Below are 19,362 nucleotides of genomic sequence, written 5' to 3' on the forward strand. Positions count from 1 at the left end.
AGCATGCGCGCAATTATTCTTGCGGCCGGGATGGGCTTGCGCCTCGTTCAGCCCGAAGGCCAGCAAAAGCCGAAGTGTCTGCTGCGCTTTGGTGATGCATCGTTGCTCGAACGTCATCTGCACTTTCTGAAAGCCGCGAACGTCGATGAAGTCGTCTTCGTGACCGGCTTCAAGAGCGAGCAGATCGAGGCGGAGCTTGCGGCGATCGACTGGAAGCCGAAGACGGAAATCGTCGTCAACGACGAATTCACGCTCGGCAGCGTGCTGTCCGTGCACACCGCGCGCGACGCGATGACGCGCGGCGGCGACGTCCTTCTGATGGACGCCGACGTGCTCTACGACGAACGCATCTTCGAGCCGCTCGTCGCGGGCGGCTCGTTGAATCGTCTGCTGATCGATCGCGATTTCGAAGCCGGCGACGAGCCGGTGAAGCTGTGCGTCGAGAACGGCGTGCCGGTCGAACTGCGCAAGCAGGTCGCGGCGGGGCTGAAGTACGACACGATCGGCGAATCTGTCGGCTTCTTCCGCTTCGATCACGCGACGGCCACGCGCCTCGCCGAAATCTGCGCCGATTATGTCGCGACGGGCCGCGCGAAGATGCCGCACGAAGAAGCGGTGCGCGACCTGTTGCTGGAAAAGTCCCACGCGTTCGATATCGCCGATGTGACCGGCGCGCCGTGGATCGAAATCGATTTTCAGAACGACGTGAAGCGCGCCGCGGACGAAGTGTTGCCGTCGCTCAACGCGCTGCGTCAGTTTGCAGGAGCCTCGCAACAATGAACGCACCCACGCAAATCCCGGTTGGCTACTCGCGCACGCTGCGCCTGCGCGAAATGCTGCAAAGCAACCGCCTCGAATTCCTGATGGAAGCGCACAACGGCATTTCGGCGCGCATCGCGAAGGAAGCCGGCTTCAAGGCGATCTGGGGCTCGGGCCTGTCGATCTCCGCGCAATTCGGCGTGCGCGACAACAACGAAGCGAGCTGGACGCAGGTCGTCGACAACCTCGAATTCATGGCCGACGCAAGCGATCTGCCGATCCTGCTCGACGGCGATACCGGCTACGGCAACTTCAACAACGTGCGGCGTCTCGTGCGCAAGCTCGAGCAACGCGGCATCGCGGGCGTGTGCATCGAGGACAAGCAGTTTCCGAAGACCAACAGCTTCATCAACGGCGAAGCGCAGCCGCTCGCGGATATCGACGAGTTCTGCGGCAAGATCAAGGCGGGCAAGGATTCGCAAAGCGATCCGAATTTTTCGATCGTCGCGCGCGTGGAAGCGCTGATCGCCGGCTGGGGCATGGAAGAGGCGTTGAAGCGCGCCGAAGCGTATCGCCAGGCGGGCGCGGATGCGATTCTCATCCACAGCAAGCTCTCGAAGCCCGACGAAATCCTCACGTTCGCGCGCGAATGGGCGGGGCGCGGTCCGCTCGTCATCGTGCCGACGAAGTACTACAGCACGCCCACCGATGCGTTCCGTCAGGCGGGCATCAGCTGCGTGATCTGGGCGAATCATCTGATTCGCGGCGCGGTTTCGGCGATGCAGGCGATCGCGAAGGAAATCCACGACAGCGAGACGCTCGTCAACGTCGAGGACCGCATCGCGTCGGTGAACGAGATTTTCCGTCTGCAGGACGCGGACGAATATTCCGCCGCCGAGAACATCTACCTGAGCGCGGCCAACGAGAAGCGCAGCGCGATCGTGCTCGCCGCGAGCCGCGGCGCGGGCCTCGAAGCGCTGACCGAAGCGCGTCCGAAGGTGATGTTGCCGGTCGCCGGCAAGCCGCTGCTGCGCCATCTCGTCGAGGCGTTCAAGAAGGAAAGCATCAACGACATCACCGTGGTCGGCGGATATCGCGCCGATGCGATCGAGAAGGGCGGCATCCGCCTCGTCGTCAACGAGAAGCACGAAAGCACGGGCGAACTTGCGTCGCTCGCGTGCGCCGTCCAGCACATGAACGGCGACACTGTGATTTCCTACGGCGACCTGCTGTTCCGCAGCTACATCCTGCGCGATCTGGTCGAGTCGGACAGCGACTTCTGCGTGGTCGTCGATTCGTCGCAGACGCTACAGGCGGGCGCGGCAGCAACCGATTTCGCGTACTGCTCGACCGCTGACGACCGCGCGCTCTTCGGCCAGAAAGTGTGGCTCGAAAGCGTGGTCGGCGCGGGCCAGACGATCGCCGATGGACGCGCGCCGCAAGGCCGCTGGATGGGCCTCGTCAAGGTGCGCGCCGCTGCGCGCGAACGCCTGCTCGCAACGCTCGGCACGCTGCAGCAACGCGCCGATTTCGACACGCTCGACACGGCCGCGCTTCTCAACGCGCTGATCGCCGATGGCCAGAAAATCGAAGTGCAATACGTGCACGGCCACTGGCGCGGCGTGAACGATCTCGACGATTTCCGTCGCGCGGGCGATTTCGCGCACGGTCAGACGCCGATCGGCTCGGAAAGCACGGAGAACGCGCGTGATTGAGGCCGCCCAGTTTGTCGAGGCGGCGCGCGAGCGAGGCTTCGACTGGTATGCAGGCGTGCCGTGCTCGTTTCTGACTCCGTTCATCAACTACGTGTTGCAGGACGAATCGCTGCATTACGTGTCGGCGGCGAACGAAGGCGACGCGGTCGCGCTGATCGCCGGCGTCGCGTTGGGCGGCGGGAAGAAGCGTCGCGGCATCGCGATGATGCAGAACTCCGGTCTCGGCAATGCCGTAAGCCCGCTGACGTCGCTCACGTGGACCTTCCGTCTGCCGCAATTGCTGATCGTCACGTGGCGCGGCCAGCCGGGCGTCCACGACGAGCCGCAGCACGCGCTGATGGGCCCCATCACGCCGCAGATGCTCGAGACGATGGAAATCCCGTGGGAGCTGTTCCCCACGGAAGCCGGCGAGATCGGCCCGGCGCTCGATCGCGCGACCGACTACATGGACCGCACGGGCCGGCCGTACGCGCTCGTGATGCAAAAGGGCAGCGTCGCGCCTTACGAGCTGAAGAAAACCGGCTTGTCCGGCGTGCGCGTCAATGCGAATCCGGCGAGCGTGCAGCGCTTCGAAGGCGAGCGCGTGACGCGCCACGACGCGCTGCAAAAGGTCATCGCGAAGACGCCGAAGGATGCGACGGTCGTGCTCGCATCGACCGGTTTTTGCGGACGTGAGCTGTACGCGATCGACGACCGCGAGAATCAGCTCTATCTCGTCGGCTCGATGGGCTGTGTCACGCCGATGGCGCTCGGCCTCGCGCTCTCGCGTCCGGATCTGACCGTCGTCGCCCTCGATGGCGACGGCGCCGCGCTCATGCGGATGGGCGCGTTCGCGACGCTCGGCGCATACGGCCCGTCGAATCTCGTTCACCTGCTGCTCGACAACGGCGCGCACGAATCGACCGGCGGCCAGGCGACGGTGTCGCGCGAAGTCGATTTCGCGTCGATCGCATCGGCGTGCGGCTATGCGCTCGCGCTCGACGGCGACGACATCGGCGTGATCGATCGTCTCTTCGAAGCGAAGGATGTCGGCGGCGTGCGTTTCGCGCGGCTGTCGATCAGAACCGGCACGCCCGCCGACTTGCCTCGTCCGAAAATCACGCCCGAGGACGTGCGCGCGCGTCTGCAACAACACATAGGAGGCCGTTGATGCTGCTGCTCAATCCGGGCCCTGTCACGCTGAGCGAACGCGTGCGCAAGAGCCTGCTGCAAACCGACTTGTGCCATCGCGAGCCGGAGTTCTTCGATCTGCAGGACGAAGCGCGCGAGCGTCTCGTCGCCGCTTACGCGCTCGATCCGGCCGTGTGGAGCGCCGTGCTGATGACCGGTTCGGGCACGGCAGCGGTCGAAAGCATGATCGCCGGGCTCGTGCCGGAAGGCGGGCGGCTGCTCGTCGTGGAAAACGGCGTGTATGGCGATCGCATCGCGCAGATCGCGAAGCAGTACGGGATCGATCACGAGGTCGTCAAATACGAGTGGATGCAGGCGCCGGACATCGACGCGATCATCGGCCTGCTCGACACGAAGAAGTTCAGCAATGTCGCGATCATTCATCACGAAACGACGACCGGCCGCCTGAACGCGATCGATCAGCTTTCGCGCGCGTGCAAGGAACGCGGCGTCGGTCTGTTGCTCGACGCGGTGAGCAGCTTCGGCGCCGAAGCGATCGATTTCGCGGGCGGCGGCATCGCCGCGATTGCCGCGACCGCGAACAAGTGCCTGCACGGCGTGCCGGGCGCGGCGTTCGTCATCGCGCGTCGCGATGCGCTGGCGCAGGCCGCGAGCCGCAACTATTACCTCGGCATCGCGCGCCTCGCGAAGCTGCAGGACGAGCGCAACACGCCGTTCACGCCGTCGGTGCATGCGTATTACGCGCTCGTCGAGGCGCTGCGCGAGTTCGAGGAAGAAGGCGGCTGGCGCGCGCGGCATCAGCGTTACGCGAAGCTCGCCGAACAGGTGCGCGCGGGGCTGGCTGCGCTCGGCATCGAGAGCGCGTTGCCGCCGGAAGAGTCGTCGGTGGTGTTGCGTGCGTATCGGCTGCCGAGGGGCGTCACGTATGAAACGCTGCACGACGCGCTCAAGGCGAAGGGCTTCGTGATTTATGCGGGGCAGGGCGGCCTGTCGAAGGAACTGTTCCGCATCTCGACGATGGGCGCGCTCGACGCGAACGACATGGATCGCCTGATTTCGTCGTTCGTGACGCTGCTGCGCTGATTACAGCTTGCAGAAAATCGCCGTGATGAAGGGCGCGACGTGGCGCACGACCGCGTCGCTGCCCGCCGCGCGCACTTTCTGCTCGACTTCGGCGTCGCCGCCCCAGACGACCGCGCCGTATGCCGCATCCCCGATCGGCTCGCCCTTGCCCTGCCTGAAGAGCGGATCGTCCTTCTGATACGCCACCAGCGCGTAGACCTTGAATCCATATGCCGTCAGCGTCGCGCCTTTCGCCGCGCGGAACGCGTTGATCGAGTTCGGCTCGACGCGCATCGGCTTCTTTTCCAGCAGATTGTTTTCTTGCAGCGGCGCGATGAAAGCGTGCGGCGTCGACTTGCAATCGAGTTGCGCATCGAGCGCTTCCGCGTGGGCGAGCGCGGCCAGCGACGCGAGCGTCATCGGCAGAACAAAGCGAACGAGTCGGGCAGCGATCATGGCGAAGCAGCGAACGTAACAGCCAGCACTTTAACGAGATTGCAACAAAAGTGCTCATTCCGTCGAGTGGATCGTCGCGGTTTGCGTGACGCTACATACAAAAACGCCCTTCGAAGGAAGGGCGTCGGTTGCGCGGATTCCTGAACGCGTCAGGCCGCCAGTTCCAGCTTCGCCGTGTTGCGCGTGTCGCGCGCGTGCACGCGCTTGCCGGCCGCGTAGGTCTCGAAGACCGCGCGATCGTCGCCGAGCAGCGCGAACGCGAACAGCAGTTCTTCCAGTGATTCGGTGCGCGACGTCCGGCGCGCGAGCAGCGGCGTCGAGTTCGGATCGAGCACGACGAAATCCGCCTCGCTGCCGGGCGCGAGCGTGCCGATCCTGTCGTCGAGTTCGAGCACTTGCGCGGCGCCTGTCGTCGCGAGCCAGAACATGCGCGTCGCGGTCAGATGATGGCCGGTGAGACGCGCGATCTTGTGCGCGGCGCCCATCGTCTGAAGCATGGAGAAGGACGTGCCGCCGCCGACGTCCGTCGCGAGCGCGACCGGCATGTTTGACTCGCCAGCTTTCTCGAAATCGAACAAGCCGCTGCCGAGGAAGAGGTTCGAAGTCGGGCAGTGCGATGCAACCGAGCCCGTTTCCGCCATGCGCGCGCGGTCCTTGTCGTCGAGATGGATGCAGTGGCCGTACACCGCGCGGCGACGCAGCAAGCCGTAGTGATCGTAAATGTCGAGATAGCTGCGATGTCCCGGAAACAGGCTCTCGACCCATTTGATCTCGTCGGTGTTTTCCGCGACGTGCGTCTGGATGAACACGTCGTTGTGCTTTTGCGCGAGCACGCCGCATGCTTCGAGTTGGGCTTCCGTCGATGTCGGCGCGAAACGCGGCGTCAGCGCGTACTGCTGACGGCCGCGCCCGTGCCAGCGCGCGATGAGTTCGGCGCTGTCGTCGTAGCCGGATTGCGCCGTGTCGCGCAGAAACTCGGGGCAGTTGCGGTCCATCAGCACCTTGCCCGCGATCATGCGCGTGCCGCGCGCTTCGCTTTCAGTGAAGAACGCATCGGCGGATTGCTTGTGAACCGTGCAGTAGACGAGCGCGGTCGTCGTGCCGCACGCGAGCAGCTCGTCGATGAAAAAGCTCGCCGTCTCGCGCGCCACGGCGGGATTCTCAAAGCCGCGCTCGGTCGGAAACGTGTACGTGTTGAGCCACGGCAAAAGGCCCGGCGCGGGCGACGCGATCATGTCCGTCTGCGGATAGTGGATGTGCGAGTCGATGAAACCCGGCACGATCAGCTTGTCGCGCATCGTGTGGACGGTCGCGTCGGCGGCGAGCGTGTCGCGCAGCGACGCATACGCGCCTGCCGCGACCACTTTGCCGTCATCGACGACGAGGAGGCCATCGGCCTCGTACACCGCGCCGTCGGCGGCATGCGCGGGGTCCTCGCGAAAGGTCAGCAATTGGGCGCGGTAGGCGGTCTGAGTCATGGTGCAACGTCTCCGTAACTGATTTTCAAAGCTGCGAAAGCAGGACTAACGAGAAAGCCGCGATGATCCACATCGCCGGCTTGATCTCACGCGCGCGCCCGGTCGCCGACTTCAGCACGACGAACGCGAGAAAGCCGTACGCGACGCCATCGGTGATCGAGTACGTCAGCGGGATCAGGATCATCGCGAGGAACGCGGGAATGGCTTCGTCGAAGCGATGCCATTCGATCTTCGTGATCGCTTCCATCATGAACACGCCGACGAGCACGAGCGCGGGCGCGGTCGCGATCGCCGGCACGAGCGACAGGAGCGGCGAAAGGAACAGGAACGGCAGGAAGCACAATCCGGCGACGACCGCGACGAGACCCGTGCGTCCGCCCGCCGAAATGCCCGCCGCCGATTCGATGTACGCGTTCGCCGGGCTCGTGCCGAGCGGCGCGGAAATGAGCGCGGAGAAGGAGTCGACCATCATCGACTGGCGGATGTTGCGCGGATTGCCGTCCTTGTCGTAGAGCTTGCCGGCTTCCGAAATCGCCATGAACGTGGACAGCGCGTCGAAGAACGACGTGAACAGCATCACGAAGATGAACGGCCAGTAGATGACCTTCAGCGAGCCCATCAGATCGAGCTGCCCGACCGCCGAAAAGTCCGGCGCGGCGAAGAGGCCGTTCCAGTTGACGAGCGTTTTCGTGGCGATGGCGGCGGGCCAGTACGCGGTGCCGTCGCCGTAGAAGCGGCCGATCGGAATCGCGATGATCGTCGTGAACACGATGCCGAGCATCAGCGCGCCCGTGACCTTGCGCGCGACGAGAATCGTCGTGACGGCGAGGCCGATCAGAAACGTGACGACCACCGGATTGAGCGACGCCGAATGCACGATCGTCACCGGATCGCCGACGACGAACTTCGCGTTCACGAGCCCGATCAGGCTGATGAAGAGTCCGATGCCGCACGAGACCGCGTGCCGCAGATTCGCGGGAATCGCATCGACGACGAGCTTGCGCGCGTTGAACGCCGCGAGAATCGCGAAGATCACGCCGGACCAGAACACGCAGCCGAGCGCGGTCTGCCACGGCATCCTGCCGCCGTGAACCATGACGAACGCAAAAAGCGCGTTCATGCCCATGCCGGGCGCGACGAGCACCGGATTGCGCGCATACAGGCCCATCGCGCAGCTGCCGAGAAAGCTGACGATGACCGTGGCGGTGAGCGCCGCCGGAAACGGCACGCCCGCCGCCGACAAAATGCCCGGATTGACGACGATGATGTACATCGCCGTGAGGAACGTCGTGATGCCCGCGACGATTTCCGTCTTCGTGCGCGAGCCGGCCGCGCGAATGCCGAAGAATCGTTCGAGCGCGGTGCTGTCTTGTTGTGTTGTTGCGGTTGTTTCCATCGTGCTTGCTTACTGCTTCCAGTGCTGATCCAGGCGCGCGACCATCGCGTCGCGTTCTTCTTCGGTGACGAACGAGGCTTCGAGGCTGTTTTTCAGCAGCGTGTAGACCTCGTGATCGGTGAGCTTCAACGCATCGACGATCGCGAAGTAATTCGCGTTGACGTAGCCGCCGAAGTACGCCGGATCGTCGGAATTGATCATCACCGCGACGCCCTGATCGAGCAGATCCTTCAGCGTGTGCTTCGTCATGTCGTCGAACACGCAGAGCTTGATGTTCGAGAGCGGGCACACCGTCAATGCGATGCGCGCATCGGCGAGACGCGCGACGAGCGCCGCGTCCTCGATGCTGCGCACGCCGTGATCGACGCGATCCACTTTCAGCAGATCGAGCGCTTCGTAGACATACGACGGCGGTCCTTCTTCGCCCGCATGCGCGACGAGCTTCAGACCGCGTTCGCGCGCTTTCGCGAACACGCGCTCGAATTTCGACGGCGGATGGCCGCGTTCCGACGAATCCAGCCCGACGCCGATCAGCCGATGTGCGTACTTGTCGAACAGCGGCAACGCGCTGTCGAAGGTGGCGAGCGCGTCGTCTTCGGACAGATGGCGCAGGAAGCAGAGAATCAGCTTGCTCGACAAGCCGCGCTTTTCGCCTTCCGCGAGCGCGGCGTCGATGCCCGCGACGACCGTTTCGATCGGCACGCCGCGTTCCGTGTGCGTTTGCGGATCGAAGAAGATTTCCGCATGCACGACGTGATCCGCGAGTGCGCGTTCGACGTAGGCCATCGTCATGTCGTAGAAATCCTGCTCCGTGAGCAGCACGCTCGCGCCCGCATAGTAGATGTCGAGAAACGACTGCAAGTCGGTGAACGCGTAAGCCGCGCGAAGCGCATCGATCGAGTCGTACGCGAGCTTCACGTTATTGCGCTTCGCGAGCGCGAAGATCAGTTCCGGCTCTAGCGACCCTTCGATATGGATATGCAACTCGGCTTTCGGCGCGTGCGCAATCTTGTCGGCGAGTGTGGGATTCATTTGGGCTTTTGAGTTTTGGGGCTACAAGTTCGCCTGTGGGTCAGGCGGTCTGTTGCGACGACGCATGGCTCGAAGCGTTGGCTTCGACCGCCTGCAGCAGTTGGGCTGCCGCTGCAACGGCGATCACTTCGGGCGCTTTGTCGACGATGCCGTCGATGCCGATCGGACACACCATCCGCGCGATGCGCGCCGGGTCGATGCCGCGCGCCGCGAGCCGATGCTCGAACTGCTTCTTCTTCGTGAACGAGCCGATCATGCCGAAGAACGCAAAGTCGCCGCGCCGCAGGATGCATTCGGCCAGCGCGAGATCCACCGTGTGGTTGTGCGTCATCACGATGAAGTACGCGTTGGGCGGCGCATTATCGACAGCTTCGTCGGGCGCGTCGGTCGGCTCGATCGTCACGTTATCGGGCACGAACTGCGGTGCGGGAAATGCCGCATCGCGCTCGTCCACCCAGGTCACGTGACACGGCAGCGTCGCGAGCACGCGCACGAGCGCCGCCCCGACATGGCCCGCGCCGAACAGCACGACCTGAAAGTCGTTCGGCGCGATGGTCTCGGTCAAAAGCGCGCCGCGCTCGTCGAAACCGGCGCCGTCCCACAGCAGGCAGTCGGCGTCGGTCGCGCCCGGTTCGGGATCGGAGAGCATCACCGCATCGCGAAGCTCGGGATCCGGCGCGAAGGAAACGCTGCGCACGGTCGATAAACCTTGCGCGGTGCGCTTGCCGAGCGTCGTCACCCAGTTCAGATCCGCGACGTCGAGCCGCTCGAATGCGAGCACGACGGCGCCGCCGCAGCACTGGCCGAGGCTCGGGCCGAGCGCGAAACGCTCGAGTCTGCGCATGCGCGGGCTGCGCATGCCGTCCTTCAGCACTTGCCGTGCGGTTTCGATGGCCTTCCATTCCAGATGGCCGCCGCCGATCGTGTAGCGCGCGTCCTCGCGGGTGACGATCATCTTCGTGCCCGGCTCGCGCGGCGCGGAGCCTTCGACACGCGCGACCGTCACGAGCACGACGGCGTCGCCGTGCGCGAGCAGGTGTTGCAGGTCGTTCAGCCAAACTTGCATCGAGTGAGCTCCGGAAGTGATCGGGTTTGTGCGGGGTTTGCGCGGATTTGCGTCGTCGCAGACGCTAGTTTACCGGGCGATGGACATCCCATCGGCCAGCGAGAGAAAAGCGGGAAAAGCGCGCACACGCAAACGCGTGCGAGCGCATAGGAATAGGGCGCAGAGCCGAAGGGAAGCGGATGGTTTGCGTTGTCATGATTCATGAAGACATTGCGGACCGGGCGCGCGTTACGCGGTTTCCGTTCGTTTCATGCGTTACCGTGAAAAAAACCGGTTGCCTTTGAGCGAAGCGGACTGCGCGCACGTAGATCGCCATCCAGACACGACCTTAACACCGCAATATCCCAAAAACATTGCGGCAGACGTATCAAGATTATGCGGATGCGCTGATGCGGGAAAGAGAAAGCGCGCAAAGCGCGATGAAGCGGGGAAGGACGGGCGGCGCGGACGGCCGCCCGGAACACATTACCGGACGGTCGAGCGCAGTTTGCGCTTGAATCGCAGGCTGGCCGCGACGAGCACGAAGATCAGCGCGAACGCGATCAGCGACCACTGCGGCAGCGAGAGTCCGAGGATCGGCGGATACGGCGTTTCGCACAGACCGGCGACCTTGAACACTTGCGGCAGCCAGCTTGCGGGCGGCAGGCCGTCGACGATCGGTTGCAGCGCGTCGAAGCCGCAACTGAAGCCGGGATGCGACTGCACATAGACGTGGCGAATCGCGGTGATGAGACCGCCGAGCGCCGAAATCGCGACCAGCGTCTCTAAAAGCGCAATGCCGCGCCAGTTGCGGAATGCCGCGCCGAGAAACGCGAAGATCGCGATCAGCACGAAGAAATAGCGCTGGATGATGCAAAGCGGGCAGGGATCTTCGTTATGGAAGAACTGCAGATACAGCGCACCGCCGACGAGACCGAGACTGACCAAACCGAGCAGCACGAGCAGGCGGCGCTCGCGGCGCATCACCCGGTCGTCCTGATGCATCGTGAAGTGATGTAAAGAGTTGTTCATTATTTCGCAACGATTCGAGAAGGAAGCACCTGAGTTGCGCGGGGATCGCGGGGAATTCTAGCGCGAACGCCCGGTGCGCAAAATCAGCCGCGACGATTGGCCGAGTTTCCCGGCCCGTTCAGCGCGTCGTTTCCAGCACCGCTTCGACCGCCCGTCCGATCGACAGCAACGTGTCGTCGGAGTTCGGCGCGCCCGCGAGCATCAGGCCGACGGGCGCCTCGCCGCGCGGATGGCAGGGGAGCGAGAGCGCGCAGGCATCGAGAAAATTGAACGCGGTCGGATTGCGCAGGATCAGCGCGTTGGTGCGCGTGAAGGCGTCGTCATCCGATTCGAGATCGGCGATGCGCGGCGGCAGCACCGGCACCGTCGGGCAGAGAATCGCGTCGAAACGTTGCCAGAGCGTCGTGCGCGCGGCTTCGATCATCGCGGCGCGCGCCTCGCACAAGTCGATGTAATCCGCCGCGCTCGCCGCTTCGGCGCGTTGCAGGCGCGCCAGCACGCGCGGATCGTAATCGGCGCCGCGCTCGGCCATCAGCTTGCGATGCCATGCATACGCTTCGATCGCGACGAGCGGATAGCGATTGATCTCCGGCAGACGATCGAGCGGCGCAAAGCGCACGTCTTCCACGAGCGCGCCGGCCGCCGCGAGATGATTGACGGCCGCGGCGACGGCGCTGGCGACGCTCGCCTCGACGCCATCGGTGACGTAGTTCGTCAGCACGCCGAGGCGCACGCCTTCGAGCGGGCGCGTCGCGGGCACGCCGGGATCGCGCCCCGCGAGAATCCGGTCGACGAGCGCGCAGCATGCGACCGACACGCCGATCGGACCGAACGAATCGAGCGTTTTCGACAGCGGCACGCCGCCTTGCTTCGGGATGCGGCTCGCGGTCGGCTTGAGGCCGGTGAGGCCGCACAGCGCGGCCGGAATGCGGATCGAGCCGCCGGTGTCGGTGCCGAGCGCGACGGCTGCCATGCCATCGGCGACCGATGCCGCCGCGCCCGACGACGAGCCGCCCGCGATGCGCGCGTCGCCCGGCACGTTCGCGCGCCACGGCGAGCGCGGCGTGCCGTAATGCGGATTGAGCCCGAGGCCCGAGAACGCGAACTCGCTCATGTTGGTGCGCCCGACGATCACCGCGCCCGCACGGCGCAGGCGCGCGACGGTCACGGCGTCGGCGCTGGCGGGCGCGTTGTCGGCGAGCGCTTTCGAGCCGGCGCGCGTCACCTGGCCTTCGACATCGAAGAGATCTTTGATCGACACAGGAATGCCCGCGAGCGGCGAGAGCACGGTCCCGGCGCGGCGCAGCGCGTCGTGCGCATCGGCGGCGGCGCGTGCGTGATCGGCATCGACATGCAGGAAAACGGTCGAGCCCTGGCCCGCCGGGTCGGCGATCCGTTCGAGCGCCGTCTCGACGAGCGCGCGGCTCGTCGTGCGGCCGCTTTTCAGATCGGCGGCGAGTTGGGCGAGAGGGGCGAACTGCGGCGAAGTGGTCGGCATGGCGTCGGGCAGTGGCGTCGCCGTCTGCGAGAAGCCGGCAATGCCCGGCGCTTCGCATCGGCAGTGAGTGGATGGACGCCGCAGCCGAAAGCCGGGGCGTCCAAGGTGGCTGTCATTCTAAGCCACCGACGCCGATCGAACACCGCTCAGATCGTGCGCGAGAAGCGCCGCAGACTCGATTGACCCAGATAGCGGTCGAATACCGATGCGACGTTGCGCACCAGCATGCGGCCAGCGGGCAGCACGCGGATCGCGTCGCGCGAGAGATCGATGAGGCCATCGCCGGCCATCGGCGCGAGGCGCGCGAGTTCGTCGGCGAAAACGGCGGGGAATTCGATGCCGTGCGGGCTCGCGACATCGTCGAAGCGCAGCTCGCCGCCGCACATGAGACGCATGATGACGTCGCGGCGCAGTGCATCGTCGGCGGACAGGCGCACGCCGCGCGCGATGGCGAGCCGCCCCGCGTCGATTGCCGCGGCATAGTCGGCGAGTTCGCGGGCGTTCTGCGCATAGACATCGCCGATCTTGCCGATCGACGACGCGCCGATGCCGATCAGATCGCAATCCGCATGCGTGCTGTAGCCCTGGAAGTTGCGCTGGAGCGTGCCGGCTTCGAAGGCGCGCGCGAGCTCGTCGCCGGGCAGTGCGAAATGATCCATGCCGATGTACACGTAGCCCGCGTCGCTCATGCGCCCGATCACGCGCTCGAGAATCGCGAGACGCACGGCCGGTGAAGGCAGCGCGCTTTCGTCGATCTGCCGCTGCATCTTGAAGAGTGCCGGCATGTGCGCGTAGCCGAACACGGAGACGCGATCCGGTTTCAGATCGACGATCGCGTCGAGCGTGCGCGAAAAGCTTTCGACGCTCTGATGCGGCAGGCCGTAGATCAGATCGACGCTCACCGACTTGAAACCGTTCGCGCGCGCGGCGTCGAGCACGGTTTCGGTCATTTCGCGCGGCTGAATGCGATTGACGGCGCGCTGCACGCGTTCGTCGAAGTCCTGCACGCCGAGGCTCAGGCGGTTGAAGCCGAGTTCGCGCAGCAACGCGACGGTTTGCGCCGACGCCTCGCGCGGATCGACTTCGATCGAATATTCCGCGCGCTCGTCGGAAACGAGATTGAAGTGCTCGCGCGTCGCGGACATCAGCTCGGCCATCTCGTCGTGCGAGAGGAAAGTCGGCGTGCCGCCGCCCCAGTGAAGCTGCGTCACCGCGCGCGACGTATCGAAAAGCGCTGCTTGCAGCGCCAGCTCGCGCTTCATGCGATCGAGGTACGGGCGAGCGTGCGCGCGATTCTTCGTCGCGACCTTGTTGCAGCCGCAGTAGAAGCAGACGGTGTCGCAGAACGGAATGTGGAAGTAGAGCGAGAGATCGGCGTTCGCGTTGGACTGGCTCGCGGCTTCGCGATAGTGCGCGGCGTCGAAGGAATCGGTGAACTGGACGGCGGTCGGATAGGACGTGTAGCGCGGACCGTGCGCGTCGTAGCGCGCGAGCAGGTCGGGGCGAAAGAGCGGGGCGGCGGGAGTCATGGCGGACCTCGGGGGGAACGTCCGAGTGTAGTCGGACGATGCGCGCGAACATTGCGTGATAAGGTCGCAGCCCAATGGCAGCATTTGACGAACCGCAAAGAAGAGGCATGAGAAAATGCCGGTTCTCTTTGCGCTGTTCAGTCACGCCATGTCGATCGATTCTTCGCCCCATGCCTGCCGCGAGGGCTGCGGCGCCTGTTGCATCGCGCCGTCCATCTCGAGTCCGATTCCGGGGATGCCGGATGGCAAGCGCGCGGGCGAACGCTGCGTTCAATTGGGCGACGATCTGCGCTGCAGGATTTTCGGCGATCCGCGCAGGCCGGCGTGCTGCGGCGGATTGCAGCCTTCGCACGAGATGTGCGGCGAGACGCGCGAATATGCGCTGACGTGGATCGAGCGGCTCGAAACAGCGACGCAGCCGACGCAACTGTCGTGACGATCGACAGTCCAATTCGCGGACCGCGCCGAAGACGGCGCAGATTCGAAGAAGAACACTGGAGGATCAAGCATGACGGAACCCGTCGCGCCGCTGCGGCGCCGGTTCGTGCGGGCAGGGCTGATGGCGCTGCCCGCGCTCGCACTCGCATCGAAGGCCCACGCGGCCTCGAACTCGGTATTCCCCTTCATTCCGGATCACTACACATTCTCGACGCAGCAGGTGCAAGCCGCCGTCGCGCGCAAGTTCCCGCTGCAACGCACGGCTTCGCAGATATTCGACGTCGTCCTGAGCAATCCCGTCGTCGGGATGGCGCCGGATCGCAATCGCGTGACCGTGCGCGTCGATGCGCGACTTTCGACGCCGTTCATGCCGAATCCCGTGATCGGCGCGTTCACGCTCTCGACGCAGCTCGGCTACGATGCGCCGAGCCGTTCGGTCATTCTCGTGTCGCCGTCCGTCGACGATGCGCAGTTCACGGGCGATGCCGCGCAATATAACCAGCAGATCGCGTCGGTCGGCGCGCAACTCGCGGCGCAATTGCTCGACCGCTATCCGATCCACACCTTCAAGCCCGAGGAGCTCCAGTTCGCCGGGGTGTCTTACGAACCCGGTACAATCACAGTCCTTACAAACGGCATACGTGTGCAGATTGTCGAGAAGTGAATCGAAATCGCTGCGCAATGTGCATCAAAACCTACGGCTACACCGCGAACAAGGGCTGACGGATGGACTGGATATTGATGGTGAAGGCGCTCATCCTGGGCGTCGTGGAGGGCTTGACCGAATTTCTGCCGGTCTCGAGCACGGGGCATCTGATCGTGGCGGGCAGCTTGCTGAATTTCACCGACGCGCAATCGAAAACCTTCGACGTCGTCATCCAGTTCGGCGCGATTCTCGCGATTTGCTGGGAATACCGCGCGAAGATCGGCTCCGTCGTCGCCGGCCTGCCCGCACGCTCCGACGCGCGGCGCTTCACGCTCAACCTCATCATCGCGACGATTCCGGCCATCGTGCTCGGTCTCCTGCTCGAAAAGCACATCAAGGCGGTGCTGTTCTCGCCGGTGCCGGTGTCGGTCGCGCTGATCGTCGGCGGCATCGTCATTCTCTGGGCGGAGTCGCGCCAGCGCGAGCGGGGCGTCATCACGCGCGTGCATTCCGTCGACGATCTTTCCTATGGGGATGCCTTCAAGGTCGGCCTCGCGCAATGTTTCGCGCTGATTCCGGGCACCTCGCGTTCGGGTGCGACGATCATCGGCGGCATGTTGTTCGGGCTCGAACGGCGCGTGGCGACGGAGTTCTCGTTCTTCCTCGCCATTCCGATCATCTTCGGCGCGACGCTCTACGAAATGGCCAAGTACTGGCGCACGCTGACCGTGAACGATATCGGGCTGTTCGTCATCGGGCTCGTCGCGGCTTTCGTCAGCGCGTTCGTCTGCGTGCGCTGGCTGCTGCGCTACGTCGCGTCGCACGATTTCACGGCGTTCGCGTGGTATCGCATCGGCTTCGGCTTGCTGATCCTGATCGTCGGATACAGCGGCGGATTGAGCTGGGCCGACTGATCCCGCTCTCGCCACGCAAAGCAAAACGCCACGGCTTGCCATGGCGTTTTCCTTTCTGCGCGATGCCGTTCAGCGGCGGCGGAACATCAGATCCCAGACGCCGTGGCCGAGCCGCAGGCCGCGCCGCTCGAACTTCGTGACCGGGCGGAAATCGGGGCGCGGCGCGTAGCCGTCGGCGGTGTTTTCGAGCGCCGGTTCCGCCGACAGCACTTCGAGCATCTGCTCGGCATAGTTCTGCCAGTCGGTCGCCAGATGGATATAGCCGCCCGGCTTCATGCGCGACACGAGCAGCGCGACGAACTTCGGCTGAATCAGGCGGCGCTTGTGATGGCGCGCCTTGTGCCACGGATCCGGAAAGTAGATGTGCACGCCGTCGAGACTGTCGGGCGCGATCATGTGTTCGAGCACTTCCACGGCGTCGTGCTGAAGGATGCGGATATTGCCGAGCCCTTGCTCGCCGATCAGCTTCAGCAGCGCGCCGACGCCCGGCTCGTGCACTTCGACGCCGATGAAGTCATCGCCCGGACGCGCGGCCGCGATTTCCGCCGTCGTCGCGCCCATGCCGAAACCGATCTCGAGCACGCGCGGCGCGTGGCGGCCGAAGTGCGCGTCCCAGTCGGCGAGCTGCGGCGTGTAGGGCACGACGTAGCGCGGGCCGAGATCGTCGATCGCGCGCTGCTGCCCCGGCGATACGCGCCCCGCGCGCGTGACGAAGCTGCGGATGCGCCGATGCCGCAGCGTGGCGTTTTCGTTGACGTCGGACGGGTGCGTGCCGTTGTCGTCGGCTTCGTCTTGGGGATCGTGGCTCATGAGGCGATGCTGGAACGGATGCGCGAAACTAAAAAGCCGCCCAAACGTGACTTGGGGCGGCTTTCGCTGGGATTCTGGAGCGGGCGATGGGAATCGAACCCACGTCTGTAGCTTGGGAAGCTACGGTAATAGCCATTATACGACGCCCGCATGAGCCGGCTATTGTAAGCGCAACGCGTCCCGAGGCGCAATTGCGCGCGGGTTTCAGATGCCGAAGAGCGTCATCGAGACGGCGACGCGCGTCACGACCATCAGCAGCACCTGCACGATCACGAAGAGCAGAATCGGCGAAAGATCGATGCCACCGAGTCGCGGCAGGATGCGCCGCAGCGGATCGAGAAACGGCGCGGTGATCTGATACAGCAGCGGCATCGCCGGCGACTGCGGATTGAGCCACGACAGGAGCGCCATCAGGATCGTCACCCAGATAATCAGGTTCAGCGCCCATTTGACGACGGTCAGCAACGCGACGAGCAGAAGGGTCGGCGCCATGAGCGTCGGATCGACGCCCGCGAGCACGACCATCAGCGTCACGTAGACAGCCGAGGCGATGAACGCCGCGACGATGCTCGCCCAGTCGATCTTCCCGCCGGGAAGAATCTTGCGCAGCGGCAGCACGAGCCAGTTGGTCGCCTGCATCACGGCGTTCGACACGGGGTTGTAGGGCGGCATCCGCACGACCTGGATCCATGCGCGCAGCAGGAGCGCCGCGCCGAACAGGGTGAAAAGGGTGTTGAGCAGAAAACGGGCGATATCGCCGAACATCTCGGGTCCTCTAGGATGCGTGCGCAGTGTTGCGACGTGCGCCGGGTCGGGTTAAGCGAAAGGTGAAGGGAGACGAAAGGCGCTAGCGGGCGCAGAGCCGCCCGCGAGTGATGTCTGGATGGCGGCCGTCCGCGCGGCGCGAATCTTGAATGCTGACCTTGATCATTGTTCGTTCTCTGGACTGAGTATCTCGTCGAAGTCATCGCGGCGCGCGGCGCATCATGCGCGTTTGCGCGCCCGTCGCCCGCACGCCGTTAGACGAAGCTTCGCGTTTTTCTGTTCTCGGCGATTCGAACTCCCCGCCCAACAGGCTTGCCTGATGGGGCGCCGGACGTCACCTTAACATGGCTTTGCAGCCGCTTGGGGACGTTGTCGCACGCGCCGCGCGCGATTGGTCGGGCGATTGCGTGAAAGGTACGCGAAAGTTAATCGCAGGAGACTCATCCGCATGAAACGCCAGTGTCGGAAAACCCTAGTGTTGCCATTTTGAGACGATCGCGAAAAGCGTATTTCACGCAAAACTGGCAGGATATAAAGACGGAAAGCGAAAGGGCCGAGCGCTTCATTGGGCGGGATTGTTTCCCTTCGAATGAGTGGGCGAGAAATCGGACAGGACGAATTTTCCGGCCAAAAAGCATGCTTTTCGCTGAATGTGGTTTAACACACATCAATCGCATATCGACGTGAAGGCTTGGTTTCTTTGCGTACATTGAGGAACGAACAGGGCGCTCGATACTAAAGAGAAGACGATTTCAGCGGGAGCGCAGGCGCGGCGGGATGCGGCCCACTCTCCCATCAAGGTTTCATTCGCTACGTTCGGAGGTTGCCGTGAGCATTTTCTCTTATAGAAAGCATCTGCGATTTTTGAGCCAAGCCCAACGGCGCCGCTGGTGGGATCAGAAAAAGCGACTGACGCCTCGCGTCGTTATCGGCGCGGCTTATGTGCCGCCGAACGTCACGCGTGAATTCGCTTACGTCAAAGTGGGTTGAACGACGCTTCGAGCTTTTAAGAATCTCGCGCATTACATGAGAAGCCCCGGCGGACGCATTGTCCGTCGGGGCTTTTCCGTTCTTTTGTAAATAGACGTTACGCCGTTTTTTAACTTATGGCGTATATCGAGTCGAGCCACCGCGCGCAGGTCCGCCGAACGGTCGATCGGAGCCTGTTTGCGGCCATCGCCCGGCTTTCGGTCTCCTGGCAGCGTTAAGCATCTTGCAATTTGCAACAAATGACTCCGCCGACCGATCTGCTTTTTCGATAAATTCGACTCATACCGTCGCTCGTGAGCCGCCTGGACCGGCCATCATGCGTAGCGGCGAGGAGAACCAAAGTGAAAAAGCTCGGTGGTTTGTTGGTCGCTGGTGCGCTCGGCGTGGGATTCGTCGGTGCAGCGCAGGCGCATGTGTCGGTGGGCGTGGGTATCGGGGTGCCGGCTTACCCGGTGTACGCCGCGCCGCCGGCTCCTGTCTATGTCGCGCCGCCGCAGCCCGTTTATGTGGCGCCGCCGCCTGTCATGTATGCGCCGCCGCCCGCGGTGGTTTATGGCGGCTACGGCGGCTATGGCTACTACGGCCGTCCGTATTACCGGCATCACGGTTACTACCGTCACGGACCGGGCTACTGGCGCCGCTGATCGGCCCGAACGGCTTATTCCG

18 protein-coding genes and 1 tRNA gene are annotated in these 19,362 nt (G+C 64.2%); 8 read left to right on the plus strand and 11 right to left on the minus strand.

The window, feature by feature from the left end; all coding sequences use genetic code 11:
- Positions 1–3: 3 nt before the first annotated feature.
- Genes NCT05_RS04805 through NCT05_RS04820 form a run of 4 tightly spaced genes read left to right on the plus strand, consistent with a single transcriptional unit; the run spans position 4 to position 4,688 of the window.
- Entirely contained in the window at positions 4–780 is a 777-nt protein-coding gene (locus NCT05_RS04805) for a phosphocholine cytidylyltransferase family protein (protein ID WP_008350902.1), read from the plus strand.
- Positions 777–2,474 carry a phosphoenolpyruvate mutase gene (gene aepX, locus NCT05_RS04810; RefSeq protein ID WP_008350901.1) on the plus strand — a complete coding sequence of 566 codons (1,698 nt, stop codon included), beginning with the start codon at positions 777–779 and terminating at the stop codon, positions 2,472–2,474. The genes NCT05_RS04805 and aepX overlap by 4 nt, the downstream gene beginning before the upstream one ends.
- Positions 2,467–3,624, plus strand: coding sequence for a phosphonopyruvate decarboxylase (gene aepY / locus NCT05_RS04815; protein WP_008350898.1), 1,158 nt, complete (start codon positions 2,467–2,469; stop codon positions 3,622–3,624). The genes aepX and aepY overlap by 8 nt, the downstream gene beginning before the upstream one ends.
- On the plus strand, positions 3,624–4,688 hold the full coding sequence (locus NCT05_RS04820; protein ID WP_250501821.1) for a 2-aminoethylphosphonate aminotransferase: 1,065 nt from the start codon (positions 3,624–3,626) through the stop codon (positions 4,686–4,688). The genes aepY and NCT05_RS04820 overlap by 1 nt, the downstream gene beginning before the upstream one ends.
- Here NCT05_RS04820 and NCT05_RS04825 read toward each other — a convergent pair whose 3' ends face one another.
- The 8 genes from NCT05_RS04825 to hemN all read right to left on the minus strand — a co-directional run bounded on the left by NCT05_RS04825 (position 4,689) and on the right by hemN (position 14,133).
- A complete protein-coding gene (locus NCT05_RS04825) occupies positions 4,689–5,123 on the minus strand; it encodes a hypothetical protein (RefSeq protein WP_008350894.1) in 435 nt (144 codons plus the stop codon).
- Between the two features lie 149 nt (positions 5,124–5,272).
- A complete protein-coding gene (gene guaD, locus NCT05_RS04830) occupies positions 5,273–6,601 on the minus strand; it encodes a guanine deaminase (RefSeq protein WP_034471346.1) in 1,329 nt (442 codons plus the stop codon).
- 25 nt (positions 6,602–6,626) lie between these two features.
- Positions 6,627–7,997 (minus strand): NCS2 family permease, encoded by a 1,371-nt coding sequence (locus tag NCT05_RS04835; RefSeq protein ID WP_250501822.1) that lies wholly within the window; start codon positions 7,995–7,997, stop codon positions 6,627–6,629.
- A 9-nt stretch (positions 7,998–8,006) separates the two neighbouring features.
- A complete protein-coding gene (locus tag NCT05_RS04840) occupies positions 8,007–9,029 on the minus strand; it encodes an adenosine deaminase (protein ID WP_008350888.1) in 1,023 nt (340 codons plus the stop codon).
- A 40-nt stretch (positions 9,030–9,069) separates the two neighbouring features.
- Positions 9,070–10,095, minus strand: a complete 1,026-nt coding sequence (xdhC, locus tag NCT05_RS04845) for a xanthine dehydrogenase accessory protein XdhC (protein ID WP_008350887.1) — start codon at positions 10,093–10,095, stop codon at positions 9,070–9,072.
- 465 nt (positions 10,096–10,560) lie between these two features.
- On the minus strand, positions 10,561–11,079 hold the full coding sequence (locus NCT05_RS04850) for a disulfide bond formation protein B (RefSeq protein ID WP_033536679.1): 519 nt from the start codon (positions 11,077–11,079) through the stop codon (positions 10,561–10,563).
- A 145-nt stretch (positions 11,080–11,224) separates the two neighbouring features.
- The gene (locus tag NCT05_RS04855; RefSeq protein ID WP_250501823.1) at positions 11,225–12,604 is read right to left on the minus strand and encodes an amidase; all 1,380 of its coding nucleotides are present in this window, start codon (positions 12,602–12,604) and stop codon (positions 11,225–11,227) included.
- 146 nt (positions 12,605–12,750) lie between these two features.
- On the minus strand, positions 12,751–14,133 hold the full coding sequence (gene hemN / locus NCT05_RS04860; protein WP_250501824.1) for an oxygen-independent coproporphyrinogen III oxidase: 1,383 nt from the start codon (positions 14,131–14,133) through the stop codon (positions 12,751–12,753).
- A 148-nt stretch (positions 14,134–14,281) separates the two neighbouring features.
- On the opposite strand from hemN, the gene NCT05_RS04865 reads away from it, so the two are divergent.
- The 3 genes from NCT05_RS04865 (at position 14,282) to NCT05_RS04875 (ending at position 16,131) form a co-directional block, all read left to right on the plus strand.
- On the plus strand, positions 14,282–14,569 hold the full coding sequence (locus NCT05_RS04865; RefSeq protein ID WP_033536695.1) for a YkgJ family cysteine cluster protein: 288 nt from the start codon (positions 14,282–14,284) through the stop codon (positions 14,567–14,569).
- A 72-nt stretch (positions 14,570–14,641) separates the two neighbouring features.
- Positions 14,642–15,235 carry a DUF1439 domain-containing protein gene (locus NCT05_RS04870; protein WP_244807807.1) on the plus strand — a complete coding sequence of 198 codons (594 nt, stop codon included), beginning with the start codon at positions 14,642–14,644 and terminating at the stop codon, positions 15,233–15,235.
- Between the two features lie 62 nt (positions 15,236–15,297).
- Positions 15,298–16,131, plus strand: coding sequence for an undecaprenyl-diphosphate phosphatase (locus NCT05_RS04875; protein ID WP_250501825.1), 834 nt, complete (start codon positions 15,298–15,300; stop codon positions 16,129–16,131).
- 69 nt (positions 16,132–16,200) lie between these two features.
- On the opposite strand, the gene trmB is transcribed toward NCT05_RS04875, so the two are convergent.
- The 3 genes from trmB to NCT05_RS04890 form a co-directional block, all read right to left on the minus strand.
- Positions 16,201–16,941: a tRNA (guanosine(46)-N7)-methyltransferase TrmB gene (trmB, locus tag NCT05_RS04880; RefSeq protein ID WP_008350880.1), complete on the minus strand. Its 741-nt coding sequence runs from the start codon at positions 16,939–16,941 to the stop codon at positions 16,201–16,203.
- Positions 16,942–17,016: 75 nt separating this feature from the next.
- A tRNA-Gly gene (locus NCT05_RS04885) sits at positions 17,017–17,091 on the minus strand.
- Positions 17,092–17,145: 54 nt separating this feature from the next.
- On the minus strand, positions 17,146–17,706 hold the full coding sequence (locus NCT05_RS04890) for a YggT family protein (protein ID WP_008350879.1): 561 nt from the start codon (positions 17,704–17,706) through the stop codon (positions 17,146–17,148).
- Positions 17,707–19,037: 1,331 nt separating this feature from the next.
- On the opposite strand from NCT05_RS04890, the gene NCT05_RS04895 reads away from it, so the two are divergent.
- On the plus strand, positions 19,038–19,340 hold the full coding sequence (locus NCT05_RS04895) for a hypothetical protein (protein ID WP_034471336.1): 303 nt from the start codon (positions 19,038–19,040) through the stop codon (positions 19,338–19,340).
- Positions 19,341–19,362: the final 22 nt, after the last annotated feature.

This window comes from Caballeronia sp. AZ7_KS35, assembly GCF_023631045.1.
Lineage (GTDB): Bacteria > Pseudomonadota > Gammaproteobacteria > Burkholderiales > Burkholderiaceae > Caballeronia > Caballeronia zhejiangensis.

Excerpts from the sequence above, each read along its gene's own strand:
- NCT05_RS04805 (WP_008350902.1), top strand. The coding sequence starts at position 4 with ATGCGCGCAATTATTCTTGCGGCCGGGATGGGCTTGCGCCTCGTTCAG.
- aepX (WP_008350901.1), top strand. The coding sequence starts at position 777 with ATGAACGCACCCACGCAAATCCCGGTTGGCTACTCGCGCACGCTGCGC.
- NCT05_RS04820 (WP_250501821.1), top strand. The coding sequence starts at position 3,624 with ATGCTGCTGCTCAATCCGGGCCCTGTCACGCTGAGCGAACGCGTGCGC.
- NCT05_RS04825 (WP_008350894.1), bottom strand. The coding sequence starts at position 5,123 with ATGATCGCTGCCCGACTCGTTCGCTTTGTTCTGCCGATGACGCTCGCG.
- guaD (WP_034471346.1), bottom strand. The coding sequence starts at position 6,601 with ATGACTCAGACCGCCTACCGCGCCCAATTGCTGACCTTTCGCGAGGAC.
- NCT05_RS04835 (WP_250501822.1), bottom strand. The coding sequence starts at position 7,997 with ATGGAAACAACCGCAACAACACAACAAGACAGCACCGCGCTCGAACGA.
- NCT05_RS04840 (WP_008350888.1), bottom strand. The coding sequence starts at position 9,029 with ATGAATCCCACACTCGCCGACAAGATTGCGCACGCGCCGAAAGCCGAG.
- xdhC (WP_008350887.1), bottom strand. The coding sequence starts at position 10,095 with ATGCAAGTTTGGCTGAACGACCTGCAACACCTGCTCGCGCACGGCGAC.
- NCT05_RS04850 (WP_033536679.1), bottom strand. The coding sequence starts at position 11,079 with ATGCATCAGGACGACCGGGTGATGCGCCGCGAGCGCCGCCTGCTCGTG.
- NCT05_RS04855 (WP_250501823.1), bottom strand. The coding sequence starts at position 12,604 with ATGCCGACCACTTCGCCGCAGTTCGCCCCTCTCGCCCAACTCGCCGCC.
- hemN (WP_250501824.1), bottom strand. The coding sequence starts at position 14,133 with ATGACTCCCGCCGCCCCGCTCTTTCGCCCCGACCTGCTCGCGCGCTAC.
- NCT05_RS04865 (WP_033536695.1), top strand. The coding sequence starts at position 14,282 with ATGTCGATCGATTCTTCGCCCCATGCCTGCCGCGAGGGCTGCGGCGCC.
- NCT05_RS04870 (WP_244807807.1), top strand. The coding sequence starts at position 14,642 with ATGACGGAACCCGTCGCGCCGCTGCGGCGCCGGTTCGTGCGGGCAGGG.
- NCT05_RS04875 (WP_250501825.1), top strand. The coding sequence starts at position 15,298 with ATGGACTGGATATTGATGGTGAAGGCGCTCATCCTGGGCGTCGTGGAG.
- trmB (WP_008350880.1), bottom strand. The coding sequence starts at position 16,941 with ATGAGCCACGATCCCCAAGACGAAGCCGACGACAACGGCACGCACCCG.
- NCT05_RS04890 (WP_008350879.1), bottom strand. The coding sequence starts at position 17,706 with ATGTTCGGCGATATCGCCCGTTTTCTGCTCAACACCCTTTTCACCCTG.